Source organism: Pseudomonas sp. BIGb0278 (assembly GCF_024809895.1).
Taxonomy (GTDB): Bacteria; Pseudomonadota; Gammaproteobacteria; order Pseudomonadales; family Pseudomonadaceae; genus Aquipseudomonas; species Aquipseudomonas shirazensis.
Genome location: NZ_JANUEL010000001.1, coordinates 1,814,015 through 1,833,575, shown reverse-complemented (window position 1 = coordinate 1,833,575; position 19,561 = coordinate 1,814,015). Strand labels below are relative to the sequence as shown.

Here is a 19,561-nt window from a genome sequence, read left to right as displayed (position 1 = left end):
TTTTGCCGAGAATCAACCGCGGAAACGTGGCAGCGGGCGGTCGGTCTTCAGCGAGGTCAGCGTTTTGCGCACCTGTGCTTCTTCAGCCTCCAGTGCCCGCAAGCTGTCGCGGATCTTGCCGGCTGCGGGCACATCACCCTGCCGGTCGATCCAAGCGGCAATTTCCTTGCACGCGCTGGTCAAGTGGGTTTGGCGCTGATTCATCAACGTCAGCAGGGTGTTGAGCTCTTTTGCAGACATGGCAGGTTCCTCCGTTCAGCGCTTGAAGTGTAGCAGCGCTGGCAGAATTTGCCGGGCGCCTCAGCGGCTCAGGCAGGCGCTGCGGTAGGCGCCAGGGGTGACGCCGTAGGCCTGCTTGAACTGGCGGTTGAGATGGCTTTGATCGGCAAAGCCCAGGGCGAACGCGGCATCGGCAGCAGCCATGCCACCCTTGAGCAGCTCCCGCGCGCGGGCCAGGCGCCGTTGCTTCAGCCAGCTGTGCGGGGGCAGGCCGGTGGCTCGGCAGAATACCCGGGCAAAGTGAAAGGCAGACAAGTTAACCGCCGCCGCCAACGCTTCCAACGAAGGCGGGTTGGCGAGCTGGCTTTCCAGCAGCTCACGAGCGCGGGCGACAGCCAGCGGCTCACGGCCTGGATCGCGTGGCGCGCTGCACTGGCCGTGCCGCTGGGCCAGGGCCAGCACCGCTTGGCGCCAGGCAGTCTGCTGTTGCAAGGCGCTAGCCCCGGCTTCCGAGAGCTGGTGCAACTGACTGAACGCCGCCGCCAGGGCGGGATCATTGATCACGCTCTGCTGAAAGTAAGGCATGCCCTGGCCGCTCAGTTCCAGCTCGTCGAGCACGCCCGTAACCCGTGCCTGCTCGGGATAAAAGCCCCGATAACGCCAGCCGGTCTCGTGCGCAGTAGCGCCGGTGTGCAGTTCGTCGGGGTTGATCAGGACCATGCTGCCCACCGGCGCCAGGTGCTCGCTGCCACGGTGCCAGAAGCGCTGCGCGCCCGATTCGATCACGGTGAACACATAGCCTTCATGCACATGCGGGGCAAACCGTTGCTGTACATAACGCGCGTGCAGCATCTCGACGTCGCCAAGTGCCGGCGCCTGCCAGAGGTGGGTTTGTTCACGCAGGGGTGTGCTCATGCCAGCCAGCTGCGCAGCAGGAAGAAGATCAACATGCTTACCAGCATGCTCAGCAGCACACTGCGGGTCAACAGCACCAGCGCCACAGCCACCACCGAACCGAGCAGGTACGGATTGGTCAGGCTCAGGTCAAGCTGGTGCTCAGGCAGAAAGATGATTGGCCCGCAGATGGCTGTGAGCATGCCGGGTACGGCAAAACCGAGAAACTGCCGTGCGTTGGAGCTCAGGCGCAGCGGTAAACGCGGCTCGAGAAACGCGTAGCGGTTGAGAAATACCAGCAGGCCCATGCCCAAGATCAACAACCAGATCATGCCCGTGCTCCAGCCAGTTTTTGACAGACAAAGCCTGCACCCATGCCCAGCAACCCTGCTGCAATCAATGCGGTCTCCCAGTGCCAGTAGGTGAACAGCACCGAGCTGAACAGCGATACCAGCACGCACACCAATGCCGGCACGTTGCGCACGGTGGGCGCTATCAGGGCAACGAAGGTGGCGACGATGGAGAAATCCAGGCCCAGTTGGTCCAGGTGCGGGATGTTCTGGCCGAGCACAATGCCGGCCAAGGTAAACAGGTTCCACGCCACGTAGAAGGTCAGGCCAACGCCCAAGGCATACCAGCGGTTGAACTGCTGTTGGTCGTAGTGGCTGGTCAGCGCAAAAAATTCATCGGTGAGCAGGAAACCCAGGCCCAGCCGCCAGCGCAATGGCTGGCCCGACAGCAGCGGGCGCATCGACAGCCCGTAGAGCAAATGCTGGGAGGTCAGCAGCAAGGTCGTGAGCAGGATCGACAGCAGGCTGGCGCCACCCTTGAGCATCCCGATCGCCACCAACTGCGCTGCACCGGCAAACACGATCGCCGACAGGCCTTGGCCTTGCCATGGGCTGAGGTTCGCCTCGATGGCCATCGAGCCTGCCAGCAGGCCCCAGGGAGCAACCGCCAGCGACAGCGGCAGGCTGGCAATGGCACCGTGGAGAAAGGCGTGGCGAGTGATTGGCTGACTGCTGGGCATGATGACGGCTGCAAACAACAAGGCAGCGCAGCATGGCAGAACAGCTCAAGGCTGGCTTGAACGATCTTGCTCGTCTAAGGCCAGCCTGTGCTTCAGCGATTGCTGGTCAGGCGTTGCTGCGCAGCGGCGCAGCCGTTGATCTCTACTGCCTTCTGCAACAGTGTCTGCCGATGCTGCGGGTCCAGATCACCCAGCAACCGATAGACCTCGGCCTGATAATCGCGCTGCCGCCCCCATTGCATCTGCAACCCTTGTGGCTGGCTGCGGTTACAGGCCAGGCGCACAGCGGGTTGCGGGTAGTACTGCGCGTACAACGTGGCCATGTTGGGGATGGCTTCCATCGCGTCGCGATACGCCGGGCTGGCGTTGTACGGTGGGCACCAGGTCGAAATGGCCGGCGCGGGCGGGGCAAAGCCCTGCTGCAGGCTGGCCTCGAGCAAGGGGCAGGCGGCGTCGGGAATCTGCGCGGCAGGCAGGTAGGTCATGTAATACAGCGCCAGCCGGTATTGCGCCACCGGATGCCCCAGCGCCACCGACTTTTTCAGCAACGCCACCGCGGTCGGCAGGGTCTGCGCCAGTGCCTGGCCTTGGCGGCTCAGCTCGGGGTCGCTGTCGGCAACCGAGCGCAGCGGCGAGGGACTGTCGCTCACGCTGTCGGCTTGCTCGAGCAGCGGCAAGGCCTGCCGGTAGAGCAGATCAGCGTGCGGGTCGATCTGGCTCTCAAGCGCGTCTGCCATGGGCGCAGCCAGGGCGATGAGCAGAGGCGAGAACAGGACAGCACGCGTGACGATTGAACGTGGCGTGCCGCTGTTGGCAGCGTTGGAGCTTCGATGTTCTTTGCAGATGCGCATATGCCTCGGTAAATCACAGCGATGACCGGCTATTCTAGCCATCCCGAGGCCCATGCCGATAGACCATGGCCGCGTTTATCAGACGAGCTTGATCGGCGTCACCTTGCGCAGGCGTTGTTTATCCTGCGCCAGGCCCAGCTTGGCAGTGATCACCTTGGCCAAGGTATTGTTCCCCAAGTCATTGAAATGCAAGCGATCTACGAACAGTGACTGGGCGAATACCGGTGAGCTGTCGAGCATGCAATTCATGTCATAACAGGCGACAGAATCGGCTTGGTTCTTGATCCGGCGAAAGAATGCCGAGTGCCGTTCGGCATCGAAAACGCCCGCCAGCAACTGATCGAACGGTACCGGCTGCTGCTGCAAAGCATCAAGCCTGGCCTGCTCAGCTGCGGGCACCGTATCGCGGCACCAGGGCAGCAGCGGCTGCAAGATGAAGGTGAGGGTGGCATGGCTGTCGGCCAGCAAGCGGTCCCACTGGCGCAAGGTGCGTCCAATACAGTCGGCAGCGCGCATCAGGCGCTTGTCCGCAGGCGGCAGCGACCAGCTCAAGGCAGGCTGCTCGCGGCGTGGCACCAACGCCTGGCGCAAGCGTTGCCAGAGCGAATCGACGCCTTTGCAGGGCGGTGCCTGCAAGGTCTCATTGAAGCTGTTCAGGTATGCCTGACGCGGGTCGGAACCCGTGGCCAGTAACTCGCTGAGGGCCTCCTGGGCCAACGTGTTGAGCCCGCTGAGGATCACCACATGGCCGATCTTGCCCAGCCGATGCTGGTGTGTAAGGAACAGCAGCAGCTCTTGCGTAGCACTCAGCCCGCAGCCAGCCAGGCTCAGCCAGACCTCACCGGTGAGCGCCGACAGGTGCGAGGCAACCGTAGCGTCATCGCCGCTCGCGCCTATGCCAAAAGCGGTCGAGCCGCCCACCAGCAGGTTGACTCGCGCCGTACTGCCACGTTCGGCGGGTGAGTAGCGCTTGCCCGCCCAGTGGCTATAGCGCAAGCCCAATGAATCGGTATTGATGGTGTCCGAGCGATAACCCCGTTCGTGCATGTACAGGGTTTGCGGCAAACGCCGGCTGCCCAGCTGCATAAAGCGCTGGTAGTCCAGTTGCAAAGGAAGCAGTTGGCCGTCCGTGGCGCTATCGATCAGGCTCATCAAACCTCCTCACTCGGTCAGCAGGCGTGTGCGGCTCAGGCCGTCAGTTCCTTCAGGTTGTAAAGCAGGCCGACCGCTGCAATCAGCAGCAGCGCTACGCCGGAGGCAAGGCTGATCATGCGGCTGCTGCGCTGCGAAGCGATCCTGCCGATGGCGAAGATATACAGACTGAGTACGGCGAAATCGATGGCGATCCACAGCAGCGACAGCACCACCATGCTCTTGCCGAACGACTCGGTGATCTGGATGAACTGCGGGAAGAACGAGATGAAGAAGATGATGTCCTTGGGGTTGGAAATGCCCACCATGAACCCCTGCAGCAAGCCGCCGCGGGCCGGTTGCGGCGTTTCTGCCACGGCTGGCGCTGTAGCCGTAGGCGGTTGCAGTGCCTCGCGCAGAGTCGCCACGGCGATGTAGCCGATGAATAGGCAACCGAGCAGGCTCATGCCGTTGAGCCAGGCCTTGTCGATGGCGGCGCTGGTCATGATGATCCAGGCCGCAGCGCCGATCAGGACCAGTGATGCCCAGTTGGTACCGATGGCCGTGAACAGCGCCTTGCGTGAGCCGGACGCTGCAGCAGTGTTGACGATCAGGGCGACGACTGGGCCGGGGGTGGCGATCAGCAGCAGCACGGTCAGGGCATAGGTGGCAGTCAGGGCGGTATTCACGATTCAGTTCTCGATCAGTGTGTCGGGTGCCTTGTGGGCATGGAAAGGGCAGCGCGACGGGTTCAGCGACCCCTGCTCCTGCAACTGGTACTGCTTCCATTCAAAATTGTCGTCTTGGCCGAAGTACCCCAGCGAGTCAGGCACGACACCGTCGTTGTAGTGGCTGACCCGTTCACGAATCCGCGCGCGAATGCGCTGACCGCTCTCGGTCTGGGCACTCGCGACTTCTTCGAAGCTCTCGCGGGGGTTGATCACGAAGACCATGCTGTCGCCCAGGTTGCGGCTCTTCATCAGCCGGTGCGCCGGGAAGTTCATGTTGATGAACAGCGGCATGCCGGCGAAGCAGAACGACCATTGATTATCGTGCGGGTCGCCCGGCACGTCCTGAGGCCAGGGCTGCGGGTCGCGGGCATGCACGCCTTGCAGCACTTTCCAGGCCAGCGCCTGCTGCTCGTCGAGGCTGCCGCCAGGGGCGGTTTCGATGAATACCAGCAGCGGGGTGCCGATGCGTTGCTTGCGAGGTATCGGTTCGATGGTGCGCACGTAGTCGGTCAAGCCCTTGGCCATGTCATCAGCCATGTGCTCAGCACGGGCGAAGACAATGTGACACGTCTTGGCACCGACCGCCTTGCGGCCAAACAAACAAGGAAATTCAGGATTGGCGAGAATTGCGCGAAAGTGTTCTATGGTTTTGAAGGTCCAGTGACTCGTATTCTGGACATGTTCGGCGGCCAGCTCTAGCGCATCCAGGCGATAGCAGTTTCCATATCCCGTAAACATGGTTTCCCCAGACGTTCTAATGATCATTTCTGCCTAGCTAAGGCTGATTAGCTCTATGTATTTATGGTTTACAGGCATTTTCTGAGATGCGCCCAGCGTTGTAAAACGCCTGGATTTATGACCTACTATTAGTCTCACTCATGCTGCGGACGGCCATAGATGTCAGAACGGATTCAAGCACTGCATGCCCTGCGCGCTTTTGAAGTGGCTTCGCGCTACGGCTCATTCACTCGTGCAGCCGAAGAGCTGGCCCTGACCCAGGGCGCCGTCAGTCATCACATCAAGACCCTTGAGTCGATGTTTGGCTGCAGCCTGTTCGAACGACGCGGGCCCAAGCTGCGCCTGACCGAACATGGCCGCTTGCTGGCGCAGGAGCTCAAGGTCGGCTTCAAGATCATCGAAAACGCCTGCGCCTTGCTGCGTCAGGATCGCTATGGCTTGCGCCTGAAAGCACCGTCGACGCTCACCGTACGTTGGCTATTGCGCGCGCTGGATGGCTTCAAGAAGGTGGAAAACAGCTGCAGCGTGCAGCTGTCGAGCGTGTGGATGGACATCGATAGCGTCGATTTTTATTCAGAACCGTACGACTGCGCGATTCTTCTGGCCAACGGTCGTTTCCCTGCCGACGTCGAGGGCTTCAAGCTGTTCGACGAGTGGCTGATTCCGGTCTGCCACCCCGATTACCTGCAAGACCCCAACCCAGATCTGGCCATACTCAGTCAGTGCGACTTCCTGCACCCCTCGACCGACCGGCGTGACTGGCGGCGCTGGCTGGCGCGGATGGACGCATTGCACATCAGCATCGACCAGGGGCAGGTGTTCGACACCCTTGATCAAGGTATTTCCGCCGCCCAGCAAGGCCTGGGCATCTCGGTAGTGGACCTGGTGCTGGCCAGCGCTGACGTCGCTGCCGGGCGCCTGGTGATGCCGTTCAAGCACGCCGTGGCAACCGGCGACGGCTATTACATGACCTGGCTCAAGGCCAGCCCCAAGGCTCGGCAGATGCTGCGGCTGCGCGATTTTCTGCTGGCCCAGGTGCCGCCGCTGGTGTCCAAGGAGATCAACTACCTCTACGGCTGACGCAACAGGGTAGAATCCCTGCTCAGCACGCCGTATCACAGAGGTCATCGCAGTGGAGTTGCAGCAGGGCTTTGTCCTCACCCGACATTGGCACGATACGCCCGAAGGCACCTGCGTGGAGTTCTGGCTGGCGACCGATCAGGGCCCGCGCCAGCTGCGTCTGGCGCCGCAGGAATCGGTGGCGTTCATCCCTGAGCGGTTCGCCGCCCACGCCCGCGCAGTGCTCAAGGGCGAGCAGGGTGCTGAGCTCAAACCACTGCGCTTGCGCGACTTCGAGCAACGCCCGGTGCTGGGCCTGTACTGCCGCCAACATCGCCAACTGATCCAGCTTGAGCACCGTCTGCGCAGCGCTGGTATCGATGTATACGAGGCGGATATCCGTCCACCGGAACGCTACCTGATGGAGCGCTTCATTACCGCGCCGGTGCTCTTCAGCGGCCAGCCGGATGCCCACGGCGTGCTCTGCAACGGTCAGCTCAAGCCGCACCCCGATTACCGCCCGCCGTTGCGCCTGGCCTCGCTGGACATCGAAACCACCGAGCGTGGCGAGTTGTACAGCATTGCCATCGAGGGCTGCGGCCAGCGTCAGGTGTACATGCTCGGGCCGGCCAATGGCGACCACAGCATCGTCGACTTCGATCTGCACTACTGCGCCGACCGCGCGCAACTGCTGCACTGCCTCAATCAATGGATGGCCAGCCACGACCCAGATGCGATCATCGGCTGGAACGTGCTGCAGTTCGATCTGCGCTTGCTGCACGAGCACGCCGCGCGCTTGCAGGTGCCGCTGCTGCTTGGCCGTAACGGCGCACCACTCACCCTGCGCGCACACCCCGAGCGCAACCATGTGTTCGTCGAGGCGCCGGGCCGCTTGTTGATCGACGGCATCGAGGCGCTGCGTTCGGCGACCTGGAGCTTCCCTTCATTCAGCCTGGAGAACGTCGCCCAGACCCTGCTCGGCGAAGGCAAGGCGATCGATACGCCGTACCAGCGCATGGACGAAATCAACCGCATGTTCGCCGAGGACAAGCCGGCCCTGGCCCGGTACAACCTCAAGGACTGCGAGCTGGTCACGCGGATTTTCGCCCATACCCGCCTGCTCGAATTCCTCCTGGAACGCGCCAGCGTCACCGGTCTGCCGGTGGACCGCAGCGGTGGCTCGGTCGCGGCGTTCTGCCATTTGTACATTCCGCACATGCACCGGATGGGGTTTGTCGCGCCAAACATGGGCAGCCAGCCGGACACTGCCAGTCCTGGGGGCTTTGTCATGGACTCGCGCCCCGGCCTGTATGACTCGGTGCTGGTGCTCGACTACAAGAGCCTGTACCCGTCGATTATCCGCACCTTTCTGATCGACCCGGTCGGGTTGGTCGAAGGGCTCAGCCAGCCCGATGACGAGCACTCGGTCGAGGGTTTTCGCGGCGCACGTTTTTCCCGCACCCGGCATTGCCTGCCAGCCATCGTCGAGCGCGTCTGGCAAGGCCGGGAAGCGGCCAAGCGCGACGGTAACGCGGCACTCTCGCAAGCCTTGAAGATCATCATGAACGCCTTTTACGGCGTGCTCGGCTCCAACGGTTGCCGCTTCTTCGACACGCGCCTGGCCTCGTCGATCACCCTGCGTGGCCACGAAATCATGCGCCAGACCCGCGCCCTGATCGAGGCCGAGGGTTACGACGTCATTTACGGTGACACCGACTCGACCTTCGTCTGGCTCAAGCACGCCCACGACGAGCAGGCGGCGGCGAGCATCGGCAAGGCGCTGGTGGCCAAGGTCAACCAGTGGTGGCGCGAGCACCTGCGTCAGAGCCTGAACCTCGACTGTGCACTCGAGCTGCAATACGAAACCCATTACCAGCGTTTTCTGATGCCGACCATCCGCGGCGCCGAGGAGGGTAGCAAGAAGCGCTACGCAGGCCTGGTGCAGGGCGCCGATGGCGAGCTGCAGATGATCTACAAGGGCCTGGAGTCGGTGCGCACCGACTGGTCGCCACTGGCCCGACAGTTTCAGCAAGGGCTGTATGAGCGGATCTTTCGCAACCAACCTTATCGTGACTATCTACGCGATTACGTACAGCGCACCCTCGCTGGCGCGCAGGACGAACTGCTGATCTACCGCAAGCGTCTGCGCCGGCCGCTGGCCGATTACCAGCGCAACGTGCCGCCGCACGTGCGCGCGGCGCGTCTGGCCGATGACTTCAATGCGCGGCTGGGCCGTCCCAGGCAGTACCAGCGCGGCGGCTGGATCAGCTATGTGATCACTACAACAGGCCCCGAACCGCTGGAAAACCTGCAGTCGCCGATCGACTACGAGCATTACCTGAGCCGCCAGCTGCAACCGGTGGCGGACGCGATCCTGCCGTTTGTCGGTGACGATTTCAACGCCCTGACTGGTCGCCAGCTGATGCTGTTCTGAGCCCGCACGGGCGCTAATTTTTCCTCGTTGCATTCGTTCTATAGGGATGGTTCGCCACCGCCCCACGCCTATAGATTCGGATGCCCACACAATGAATGCTGAAGACGCCCTGAAACTCGCTCGTCGCTTTATTGGCCTGCCGGTGGAGAAACGTCAGCTGTTTCTCGCTGCATTGGCCCGTGAAGGGGTGGATTTTGCCCAGTTTCCGATCCCGGCCGACGTGCCCGCCGAGGATCGCCAGGCGTTGTCCTATGCCCAGCGGCGCATGTGGGTGTTGTGGCAACTGGACCCGCACAGCGGCGCCTATAACCTGCCCGGTGCAGTGCGGCTCAAAGGTGCGCTGGACATCAACGCGCTGGAGCGCGCCTTCGCCAACCTGATCGAGCGGCATCAGACCCTGCGCACTGTATTCCGGCGCCGTGATGACGACAGCGTGCAGCAGGTGCCCGCCGAGCAGCCGCTGCACATCGTTCATCAGGACTTTTCGGCGCTGGCTATTGATGCGCGCGAGCAGGCGGTACGAGAGGCAGCCGAAGCCCAGGCGGTGCAGCCCTTCGACCTTGAGCAAGGCCCACTGCTGCGGGTCAGCCTGCTGCGTCTGGCCAGCGACGAGCACGTGTTGCTGCTGACCCTGCACCACATCGTCTCCGATGGCTGGTCGATGAACGTGTTGATCGAAGAATTCACTCGTTGCTACGACGCTTTCGCGCTGGGCAAGAATCCTGCGCTGGCGCTGTTGCCGGTACAGTACGCCGACTATGCCCTGTGGCAACGACGCTGGCTCGAGGCGGGTGAGCAGGCGCGTCAGCTGAGCTACTGGCAGGATGCGCTCGGCAACGAGCACGATCCGCTTGAACTGCCCACCGATCATCCACGCCCGGCGCTGCCAAGCCAGCGCGGCCGGCGCCTGGAATTCGCCATCGACACAGCGTTGGCCGACGGCCTGCGCGAACTGGCCCGCCAGCACAACGTGACCTTGTTCATGCTGCTGCTCGGCGCCTTCAACGTGCTACTGCTGCGCTACACCGGGCAAACCGACCTGCGTGTCGGCGTACCGATCGCCAACCGCAACCGCAGCGAGATCGAAGGCCTGATCGGCTTCTTCGTCAATACCCTGGTGCTGCGCACTCAAGTCGACGCCCTGCAGCCATTCGCCAGCTTGCTGCAAGCGGTCAAGGAGCGCGTGCTCGGGGCCCAGGCGCATCAGGATCTGCCTTTCGAACAGTTGGTCGAAGCGCTGCAGCTGGAGCGCAGCCTGAGCCACACGCCGCTGTTTCAGGTGATGTACAACCACCAGCCGCACGTAGCCGACATGGCCAGCCTGCAAACGGCCTCGGGCCTGAGCCTGAGTGCGGTGCAGTGGCAGAGCCGCACCACTCAGTTCGACCTGACTCTGGATACCTATGAGCAGGGCGGGCAACTGCGCGGCGCCCTTACGTATGCGGATGAACTGTTCGACGCCGCCACTATTGCGCGCATGGCCAAACACTTCACCGGCCTGCTGGCAGCGCTGGTGGCCGACCCAAATCAGCGCGTTGGCGAGCTGGCGCTGCTGGCGGATGAAGAACACGACACCCTGATCAGCGGCTGGAACCGGACCGCCCAGGCCTATCCGCTGGATCAGTGCCTGCACAGCCTGATTGGCGAGCAGGTGCAGCGCACGCCCGATGCGCCGGCCGTGCGTTTCGCCGAACAGACCCTGAGCTACGCGGCCCTCGAACGTCGCGCCAACCAGCTGGCCAACCTGCTGCGTGAGCGCGGAGTTGGCCCGGATGTGCTGGTCGGCGTATGCCTGGAGCGCTCGCTGGAAATGGTCGTGGCCCTGCTGGCCATCCACAAGGCCGGCGGTGCCTACGTGCCGCTTGACCCGGAATACCCTCAGGAACGCCTGCACTACATGATCGACGACAGTGCCGTGCGCCTGTTGCTGACTCAGCGTGCGCTGCGGCCGCTGCTGGAAGGGCAGGCCGGCCTGCAGATGATCGATCTGGATCAGTCGCAAGGCTGGCTCGACGACTACTCCGAGCAAGTACCACTGTCGCAGACCTTGCCCCAGCACCTGGCCTACGTGATCTACACCTCAGGCTCCACCGGCAAACCCAAAGGCGCGGGCAACAGCCATGCGGCGCTGGTCAACCGGCTGTGCTGGATGCAGCAGGCCTATGCACTGACCAGCAGCGATGTGGTCCTGCAGAAAACCCCGTTCAGTTTCGACGTGTCGGTGTGGGAGTTCTTCTGGCCGCTGCTGACCGGCGCTTGCCTGGTGGTCGCTGCACCCGGTGCGCATCGCGACCCCGAGCGGCTGATCGAAACCATCGTCGACAACGGCGTGACCACCCTGCATTTCGTGCCTTCGATGCTGCAGGCATTTATCCATGAATACGGCGTTGAGGCCTGCCATAGCCTGCAGCGCATTGTCTGCAGCGGCGAGGCACTGCCGCTGGAAGCGCAGCAGCAGGTTTTTGCCCGCTTGCCGCAGGCTGCGCTGTATAACCTCTACGGGCCGACCGAAGCAGCCATCGATGTCACGCACTGGACCTGCATCGACGAAGGCGCGTTGGCCGTGCCGATTGGTCAGCCGATTGCCAACCTGCGCACCCTGGTGCTGGATGCCCAGCTGCAACCGGTGCCGGCAGGTGTTGCCGGCGAGCTGTACCTGGGCGGGATCGGCCTGGCGCGCAGCTATCATCGCCGCCCCGGGCTGACCGCCGAGCGCTTCGTCGCCTGTCCGTTCGTTGCCGGGGAGCGGCTGTATCGCACCGGTGACCGGGTCCGCCAGCGCCGCGACGGGGTGATCGAATATCTGGGCCGCTTCGACCATCAGGTCAAACTGCGTGGCCTGCGCATCGAGCTGGGCGAGATCGAGACGCGCCTGATGCAGCAGCCGCAGGTCGATGAGGCGGTCGTGCTGGTGCAGGAAGGCAAACACCTGGTGGCGTATCTGGTACTTGCTCAGGAGCCACAGGAGGGCTGGCAGGCCCAGCTCAAGAATGCGCTGCTCGAATGCCTGCCCGAGTACATGGTGCCGACCTACTGGCTGGCATTGGACCAGCTGCCCGTGACTGGCAACGGCAAGCTCGACCGCAAAGCCTTGCCACTGCCGGAGGCGCCGCCGCAGCAAACCTACGTGGCCCCGCAGGACGAACTGCAACGGCTGCTGGCCGGGATCTGGCAGGACGTGCTCGGCGTAGCCCAGGTAGGTCTGGAAGACAATTTCTTCGAGCTTGGCGGCGACTCCATCGTCTCCATTCAGGTGGTCAGTCGCGCGCGTCAGGCCGGCGTGCGGCTCAAGCCGCGTGACCTGTTCCAGCATCAGACGGTGCGTAGCCTGGCCCAGGTCGCGGTGCGCGACAGCCAGGCCCAGCAAGAGCAGGGGCCGGCAACCGGCGACGTACAGCTGACGCCGATCCAGCACGCGTTCTTCGCGCTGGACATGCCGCAGCGCAGTCACTGGAACCAGTCGCTGCTATTGAGCCCGCGTGAACCGGTGCAAGCCGAAGTGCTTGAGCAAGCCTTGCAACTGTTGCTGGCCCAGCACGATGCCCTGCGCCTGCGTTACACCGCGCAGACGCAAGGCTGGCAGCAGGCGTATGCGCCGGTCAGCAGCGCTCGAGTACTCGAATCCGCGCAGGCAACCGACACCGCCCAACTGGCAGCACTCTGCGATGGGGTGCAGTGCAGCCTCGATCTGCAGACAGGGCCACTGCTGCGTGCGCTGTTGGTAGAGCTGCCTGATGGCGAGCAACGCTTGCTGCTGGTCATTCACCACCTGGTGGTCGATGGAGTTTCCTGGCGGGTGCTCCTCGAAGACCTGCAACTGGCTTATCAGCAATTGGCCGCCGGCCAACCAGCCAGGCTGCCGGCTAAGACCAGCAGCTATCAAGCCTGGGCCGCGCGCCTGCAGCAGCACGTACCGGCTGTGCTCGATCAGCTGCCGTACTGGCTTGCCCAGCATCAAGACATCGCCGAACTACCGTGCGACCGCCCCCACGGCGCCCTGACCAATCAACTGCAGCGCAAGGTCGAAGCGCGTCTGTCGCGAGAGGCCACCCGGCAACTCTTGCAAGTCGCGCCGGCGGCCTACCGCACCCAGGTCAACGACCTGCTGCTGACCGCTTTGGCGCGCCTGCTGCAACGCTGGACGGCGCAACCAGGCTGCCTGATCCAGCTCGAAGGCCATGGCCGCGAAGACCTGGGCGACGACCTCGACCTGACCCGCAGCGTCGGCTGGTTCACCAGCCTGTTCCCGGTACGCCTGCAAGTCCCGGCCGACTGGCCGGGTTCGATCAAGGCGGTCAAGGAGCAGTTGCGCCGGGTGCCCGGCAAGGGGCTCGGTTATGGCCTGCTGCGTTACCTCGCCGAGCCTGCCGTCGGCGCACAACTGGCCGCGCTGCCAGCGCCGCGGGTGACCTTCAACTACCTGGGCCAATTCGATGGCCAATTCGACCAGGCGGCGCTGTTCGCCCCGGCCAGCGAACGCAGCGGCCAGGCGCAGGACCCTCAAGCGCCGCTGGCCAACTGGCTGACCGTTGAAGGCCAGGTGTACGCCGGGGAGCTGGCCTTGCAGTGGGGCTACAGCAGCGCCATGTATGACGATGCCAGCGTCCAGCAACTGGCCGACGGTTATCTGCAGGAGCTGCACGCGCTGATTGCCCACTGCCTGCAAGTGCCGGCCGGGCAGGTGACGCCCTCGGACTTCCCGCTCGCCAGCATCAGCCAGGCGCAGCTCGATCAGCTGCCCGCCAGCGCCGATCAGGTCGAAGACCTGTACCCGCTGGCGCCGATGCAGCAAGGCATGCTCTTTCACAGCCTGTACCAGCCGGCAGATGGCGCGTACGTCAACCAGATGCGCCTGGACATCGCCGGCCTCGACGTCGAGCGCTTCCGTCAGGCCTGGCAAGCGGCGCTGGATCATCACCCGATCCTGCGCAGCAGCATCCATTGGCAGGGCCTTGAGCACGCGCATCAGTTGGTCCATCGCCAGCTGCAACTGCCGCTGACGTTGCTCGAAGCGGGTGAACATGACCTTGACCAGTTGGCCGCCGCCGAGCGCGCGCTGGGCTTCGATCTGGCTCGCGCGCCATTGCTGCGCCTGAGCCTGGTGCCGACCGGTAGCGGCGACTGGCACCTGATCTACACCAGCCACCACATTCTGCTCGACGGCTGGAGCAACGCCAGCCTGCTGGCTGAGGTGCTCGGGCGTTATGCAGGCGTACAGCCGAGCGCTGCACCAGGGCGTTACCGCGACTATCTGGCCTGGTTGCAGGGGCGCTCTGCTGAAGCTGCCAAGGCCTACTGGCAAGTCAACCTGGCGCCGCTGGAGCAGCCGACCCTGCTCGCTGAAAGCCTGCGCCGACCGGCGCACGGCAGCGGCTACGGGCAGCTGCTGACCGAGCTCGAGCCCGTGCAGACCGACGCGCTGAAGGCGTTCGCCCGCGCCCATAAAGTCACCCTCAACACCTTGCTGCAGGGGGCCTGGGCGGTGTTGTTGCAGCGTTACAGTGGGCAAGCGTGCGTAGCCTTCGGCGCCACCGTGGCTGGGCGCCCGGCCGAGTTGCCGGGCATCGACGCGCAGCTTGGGCTGTTCATCAATACCTTGCCGATCGTCTGCCAGCCGCACCCGCAGCACAGTGTGGCGCAGTGGCTGCAGGCCTTGCAGTCGCACAACCTGGCGCTGCGCGAGTTTGAGCATGTGCCGCTGTACGAGATCCAGGCCTGGGCTGGACAGCAGGGCAACGCGCTGTTCGACAGCCTGCTGGTATTCGAAAACTTCCCGGTGGCCGAGGCCTTGAGCCAGGCTGACAGCAGCGGGTTGCGCATGCGCAACCTGAGCAACCACGAGCAGACCAGCTATCCGCTGACCCTCGGCATCGAACTGGGCGCGACCCTGCGCCTGGACTTCAGCTACGATCTGGCGCGGTTCAGCAGCGAGCAAGTAGCCGGGTTGTGCAGCCAATTGCGCCACCTGCTTGAGCAGTTTGTCGCCGCCCCGCAAGGCGTGCTCGGCAACCTGACCCTGCTTGATCACACCGGCCAGCACAACCTGCTGCAACGCCAGGGCGACAGCTGCATGGCGCTGCGTGATCAAGCGCTGGTGCATCAGCGTATCGCTGCTCAGGCCGCCAGCACGCCTGGAGCATTGGCGGTGTGGACCTCGGCAGCAAGCCTTGACTATGCCAGCCTCAACCAACAGGCCAACCGCCTTGCCCATTGCCTGATCGAATCCGGCGTCGGCCCCGGCCAACGTGTCGGCTTGGCACTGCGGCGTACCCCGCAGTTGATCGTCAGCCTGCTGGCAGTGCTCAAAAGTGGCGCCGCCTATGTGCCGCTCGACCCCAGCTACCCGGACGAGCGCTTGCTGTTCATGGTCGAGGACAGCCGTCTCGACCTGTTGCTCAGTGAGGGTGGGCTGCTTGGTAATCTGGCACTGCCGGCTGGCTTGACGCGGCTGCAACTCGACGCGCTGGGCGATCAGCTGGCCAACGCATCAACGCTGGACCCGGCGAACCGCGCTTGTCCTGAGGACCTCGCTTACGTCATCTACACCTCAGGCTCCACCGGCAAACCCAAGGGCGTGGCGATTGCCCATGCGGCCCTGCGCGAGTTCTGCGAAAGCGCCGCTGACTATTCCCGGCTTGCCGCCAGCGACCGCGTCCTGCAGTTCGCCACGTTCAGCTTCGACGGCTTTGTCGAGCAGTGCTACCCACCCTTGAGCGTCGGCGCGGCGCTGATCATGCGCGATGACCAGCCGTGGTCGGTCGAGCAGTTGGCCGAGGTGCTGGTCGAGCAGGGCGTGACCCTGGCCGACTTGCCCGCTGCCTACTGGCATCTGTTGGCCAAGCTGTGTGCCAGCGAAGACCGCAGCCTGGGGCGGTTGCGCCAGGTGCACGTCGGCGGCGAGGCGATGTCGGTCGAGGGCTTGCGCCTGTGGCATGCGGCCGGGCTGGGCGCGGTGCGCCTGGTCAATACCTACGGCCCGACCGAGGCGACGGTGGTGTCCAGCGTGCATGACTGCCAGTTGGCCGACGCCAGTGCCGTATATGGCGTGCCCATTGGCCAGGCGATTGCCGGGCGCAGTTTGCGCATTCTTGATGCTGGCGCCGAGCTGCTGCCGGCCGGCGCAACCGGAGAGCTGTGGATTGGCGCTGCGGCGAGCCTGGCACAGTGTTATTTCGACCGCCCGGCGCTCACCGCCGAGCGCTTCTTGCCCGACCCGTTTGCCAGCGAGCCCGGCGCGCGGCTGTACCGCAGCGGCGACCTGGTGCGCTATAACCCGGCAGGTGCTATCGAATACGTCGGCCGCATCGACCACCAGGTGAAGATCCGTGGTTTTCGCATCGAGCTTGGCGAAATCGAAGCGCGCCTCGCGGCTCAGCCCGCCGTGCGCGAGGCAGTGGTCGTAGCGCTGCCAGCCCGCCATGGCCTGCAACTGGTGGCCTATGTGGTGCCAGTCGATGACCTGGAGGCGCTGGCCGTGCCAGCGCAGGATGACCTGCGCGGTGTTATTCAAGCCGCGTTGAAAGCCGATTTGCCGGACTACATGCAGCCCAACCAGCTGATCTTGCTGGCGCGCCTGCCGCTCAACCCCAACGGCAAGCTCGACCGCAAGGCGCTGCCCGCGCCGCAGGCCGTCAGCCACAGTCAGGCGCTGCCGCAGACCGATCTGCAGCGCCGTGTTGCCGCCATCTGGCAGTCGGTGCTGGACGTGGCGCAGGTCGGCCTCGGCGATAACTTCTTTGCCCTCGGCGGCCACTCGCTGCTGGCCACGCAGGTGATCAGCCGGGTGCGTCAGGAGCTGGGCGTACAGCTGGCCCTGCGCAGCCTGTTCGAGGCGGCCACCCTGCAAGACTTTGTCGCCAGCATCGAACACAGCGAGCGCGCTGCGAGCATGCCGGTGCTGCGCCGGGTCGATGAGCGCCAGCCGCAGCTGCAGTCGTTTGCCCAGCAGCGGCTGTGGTTCCTCTGGCAACTCGAGCCGCACAGCTCGATGTACAACATTGCCCGCGCGCTCGAGCTGACCGGCACGCTGGACCCGCGCGCGGTGCGCCAGGCCTTCGACATGCTCGTACAGCGCCATGCAGTGCTGCGCACCACCTATTTCGAAGCCGATGGCGAGCATTGGCAGCAAGTGCATCAGCAGCTGGCGCCGGAATTCGCCTTCACTGATCTGCGTGGCTCAGCCGAAGTGCAGGCTGCGCTCGAGCAGCACCTGCAGAGCGAGGCCCGCCAGCCGTTCGACCTGGTCGACGGCTCGCCGATGCGCGTGCGCCTGCTGCGTCTGAGCGAGCAGCGCCATGTGCTACTGATCACCCTGCACCATATCGTCGCCGACCACTGGTCGTTTGGTCTGCTGCCGGCGGAGTTCGTCAGCCTGTACCAAGCGGCCCGCAGCGGCAGCCCATCGGCGTTGCCGGAGCCACGCCTGCAATACGTCGACTTCGCCGTCTGGCAGCGCGAGTGGCTGGCGGCCGGTGAGCTCGAGCGGCAGCTGGCCTACTGGCGCGCCCAGTTGGGCGATGACCACCGCTTGACCAGCCTGCCGGCATCGCCTGCACGCCAGGCAGCCTCGGCCAATGCCGCCTATTGCGAGGTGCACGAGTTCCACTTCAGCCCGGCCCTGAGCGAGGCCCTGCGCGAATTCGCCACGGCGCGGGGGGTGACCTTGTACATGCTCCTGCTGGCCGGCTTCAGCGTGGTAGTGGCCCAGCGCAGCGCCAGCAGGCGGGTGCGCCTGGGTACCGATGTGGCCAACCGCAACCACGCCGGGGTTGAAGATCTGGTGGGCTTCTTCGTTAACCAGTTGGTACTGCAATTGACGGTCGAGCCACAGGCCAGCGTCAGCCAGTTGCTGGAGGCGGCGCGCAGCACCGTGATCGGCGCTGCCGACCACCAGGACCTGCCGTTCGAGCGCTTGGTGGAAGCCCTGCGAGTTCCGCGCAGGGCAGGGCGTTCGCCGCTGTTTGCGATCAAGTTCATCTATCAGGACAGCAGCGATGTGCCGCTGTCGATCGACGGCCTCGAGATCCAGCCATTGCCGGCGGGTAAAGCCGCCGCCGAGCTGGACCTGATCGCCGAGTTCGTCAACGCGCCCGCCGGCATATACCTGGGGCTCAAGTGCGATGCCGGACTCTACGCCAGTGCCGACATGGCCTGCCTGTTTGGCCAGTTGCAAGGGGTGTTCGAGCACATGCTTGGCGACCCGCAGGCGGCCTTGGCGCAGTTGCTCGAAGGTGCAGCGCAGGTGCAACAGGCGGCCGAGCAACAGGCCCTGGCCGAGCGCCAGGCGCAATTGCAGCAACAGCCGATCCAGCGTCGTCGCCCAGGCCGGGTGGCGGTCGAGTAACGGCGGCAAGGACAGTCAGGCAGGTGCGCGCCAGGGGGCGCCACCTGATACACGAATGGGAGAGGTGCAATGTCGAATTTCGAGTCGCAAGTGATACCGGCGCTGGGCAAGGGGCGGCGCAAGAGCCTCAGCCTGGACCAGTCCAGCCTGGTCACCTTCAGCCCGATGTTCGCCGACCGCCCGCTGCCGCTGGTGTGCACGCCAAGCATGCCCGGGGTCAACCTGATCGAGTGGGCCGGGCAGAACCGCGCCCTGATCGAAAGCAAGCTCGACCAGCATGCGACCCTGCTGTTTCGTGGCTTCAACGTGCCGGATATCCACGCCTTCAACCAGTGCGTCGATGCGATTTCCGGCGGCGCGCTGGAGTACCTGTTCCGCGCCTCGCCGCGCACCCAGATCACCAAGAAGCTCAACGTCTACAGCTCCACCGACTACCCGTCGGCAGAGAAGATTTTCCCGCACAACGAGCACTCCTATTCGCCGGTGTTTCCGCTGCACCTGTACTTCTATTGCGATCAGCCTTCGGCCACCGGCGGCGAGACGCCGTTCGGTGATACCCGGCTGCTGCTCGAACGCATCGACCCGCAGGTGCGCGATGAATTCATCCGCAAGCGCGTGCTCTACGTGCGCAATTACGGCGACGGCATGGGCCTGCCCTGGCAAACGGTGTTCCAGACCGAAGACCGCGCCGAAGTCGAGGCTTACTGCGCCAGGATTGGGATCACACCTGAGTGGAAGCCCGGCAATCGCTTGCGCACCCGCCAACAAGGCCCCGCGGTGGTGCGCCACCCGCGTACGGGCGAAACGGTGTGGTTCAACCACGCCACCTTCTTCAACGCGCTGACCCTGCCCGAGAGCATTCGCGACAGCCTGCTGGCCGAATTCGAACCGCAGGACCTGCCGCAAAACACCTACTTCGGTGACGGCTCGCCGATCCCCGAAGACTACATCCGCCACCTGCAGCAGCTGTACCGCGAGGTGATGGTCGAGTTCCCGTGGCAGCAGGGCGACGTGGTGGTGCTGGACAACATCTTCACCATCCATGCCCGCAACGGTTACAGCGGCCCGCGCAAAATTCTCACCGCAATGGCAATCCCGCTGAAAAGCACCGACGTGGCCATTGGTTAAGGA

Annotated in this window: 12 protein-coding genes; 4 read left to right on the top strand and 8 right to left on the bottom strand. The window is 64.2% G+C overall.

The annotated features are described in order from the left end of the window. Positions 1-12 precede the first annotated feature (12 nt). The 8 genes from M2396_RS08270 to M2396_RS08235 all read right to left on the bottom strand — a co-directional run bounded on the left by M2396_RS08270 (position 13) and on the right by M2396_RS08235 (position 5,594). The gene (locus M2396_RS08270; protein ID WP_101318491.1) at positions 13-240 is read right to left on the bottom strand and encodes a hypothetical protein; all 228 of its coding nucleotides are present in this window, start codon (positions 238-240) and stop codon (positions 13-15) included. 60 nt (positions 241-300) lie between these two features. After that, on the bottom strand, positions 301-1,134 hold the full coding sequence (locus M2396_RS08265; protein ID WP_101318493.1) for an AraC family transcriptional regulator: 834 nt from the start codon (positions 1,132-1,134) through the stop codon (positions 301-303). Further along, positions 1,131-1,445: an AzlD domain-containing protein gene (locus tag M2396_RS08260; RefSeq protein ID WP_101318495.1), complete on the bottom strand. Its 315-nt coding sequence runs from the start codon at positions 1,443-1,445 to the stop codon at positions 1,131-1,133. Before M2396_RS08260 ends, M2396_RS08265 begins: the two co-directional genes overlap by 4 nt. After that, positions 1,442-2,143, bottom strand: coding sequence for an AzlC family ABC transporter permease (locus M2396_RS08255; protein ID WP_101322983.1), 702 nt, complete (start codon positions 2,141-2,143; stop codon positions 1,442-1,444). The genes M2396_RS08260 and M2396_RS08255 overlap by 4 nt, the downstream gene beginning before the upstream one ends. A gap of 92 nt (positions 2,144-2,235) precedes the next feature. Then, entirely contained in the window at positions 2,236-2,880 is a 645-nt protein-coding gene (locus M2396_RS08250) for a hypothetical protein (protein ID WP_101322984.1), read from the bottom strand. A gap of 192 nt (positions 2,881-3,072) precedes the next feature. Further along, entirely contained in the window at positions 3,073-4,146 is a 1,074-nt protein-coding gene (locus M2396_RS08245) for a hypothetical protein (RefSeq protein WP_101318497.1), read from the bottom strand. A 35-nt stretch (positions 4,147-4,181) separates the two neighbouring features. Beyond that, complete coding sequence (locus M2396_RS08240) at positions 4,182-4,814, bottom strand: LysE family translocator (protein WP_101318499.1); 633 nt, start codon at positions 4,812-4,814, stop codon at positions 4,182-4,184. A 3-nt stretch (positions 4,815-4,817) separates the two neighbouring features. Further along, complete coding sequence (locus M2396_RS08235) at positions 4,818-5,594, bottom strand: YqcI/YcgG family protein (RefSeq protein WP_101318501.1); 777 nt, start codon at positions 5,592-5,594, stop codon at positions 4,818-4,820. 159 nt (positions 5,595-5,753) lie between these two features. Here M2396_RS08235 and M2396_RS08230 point away from each other — a divergent pair, with 159 nt between their 5' ends. From M2396_RS08230 to M2396_RS08215, 4 genes are all read left to right on the top strand, one after another. Beyond that, a complete protein-coding gene (locus M2396_RS08230) occupies positions 5,754-6,674 on the top strand; it encodes a LysR substrate-binding domain-containing protein (protein ID WP_101318503.1) in 921 nt (306 codons plus the stop codon). Positions 6,675-6,726: 52 nt separating this feature from the next. Next, a complete protein-coding gene (locus M2396_RS08225) occupies positions 6,727-9,087 on the top strand; it encodes a DNA polymerase II (RefSeq protein WP_259074153.1) in 2,361 nt (786 codons plus the stop codon). Between the two features lie 91 nt (positions 9,088-9,178). Further along, a complete protein-coding gene (locus M2396_RS08220; RefSeq protein WP_259074151.1) occupies positions 9,179-18,430 on the top strand; it encodes a non-ribosomal peptide synthetase in 9,252 nt (3,083 codons plus the stop codon). Positions 18,431-18,499: 69 nt separating this feature from the next. Next, the gene (locus tag M2396_RS08215; protein WP_101318508.1) at positions 18,500-19,558 is read left to right on the top strand and encodes a TauD/TfdA family dioxygenase; all 1,059 of its coding nucleotides are present in this window, start codon (positions 18,500-18,502) and stop codon (positions 19,556-19,558) included. Positions 19,559-19,561 lie beyond the last annotated feature (3 nt).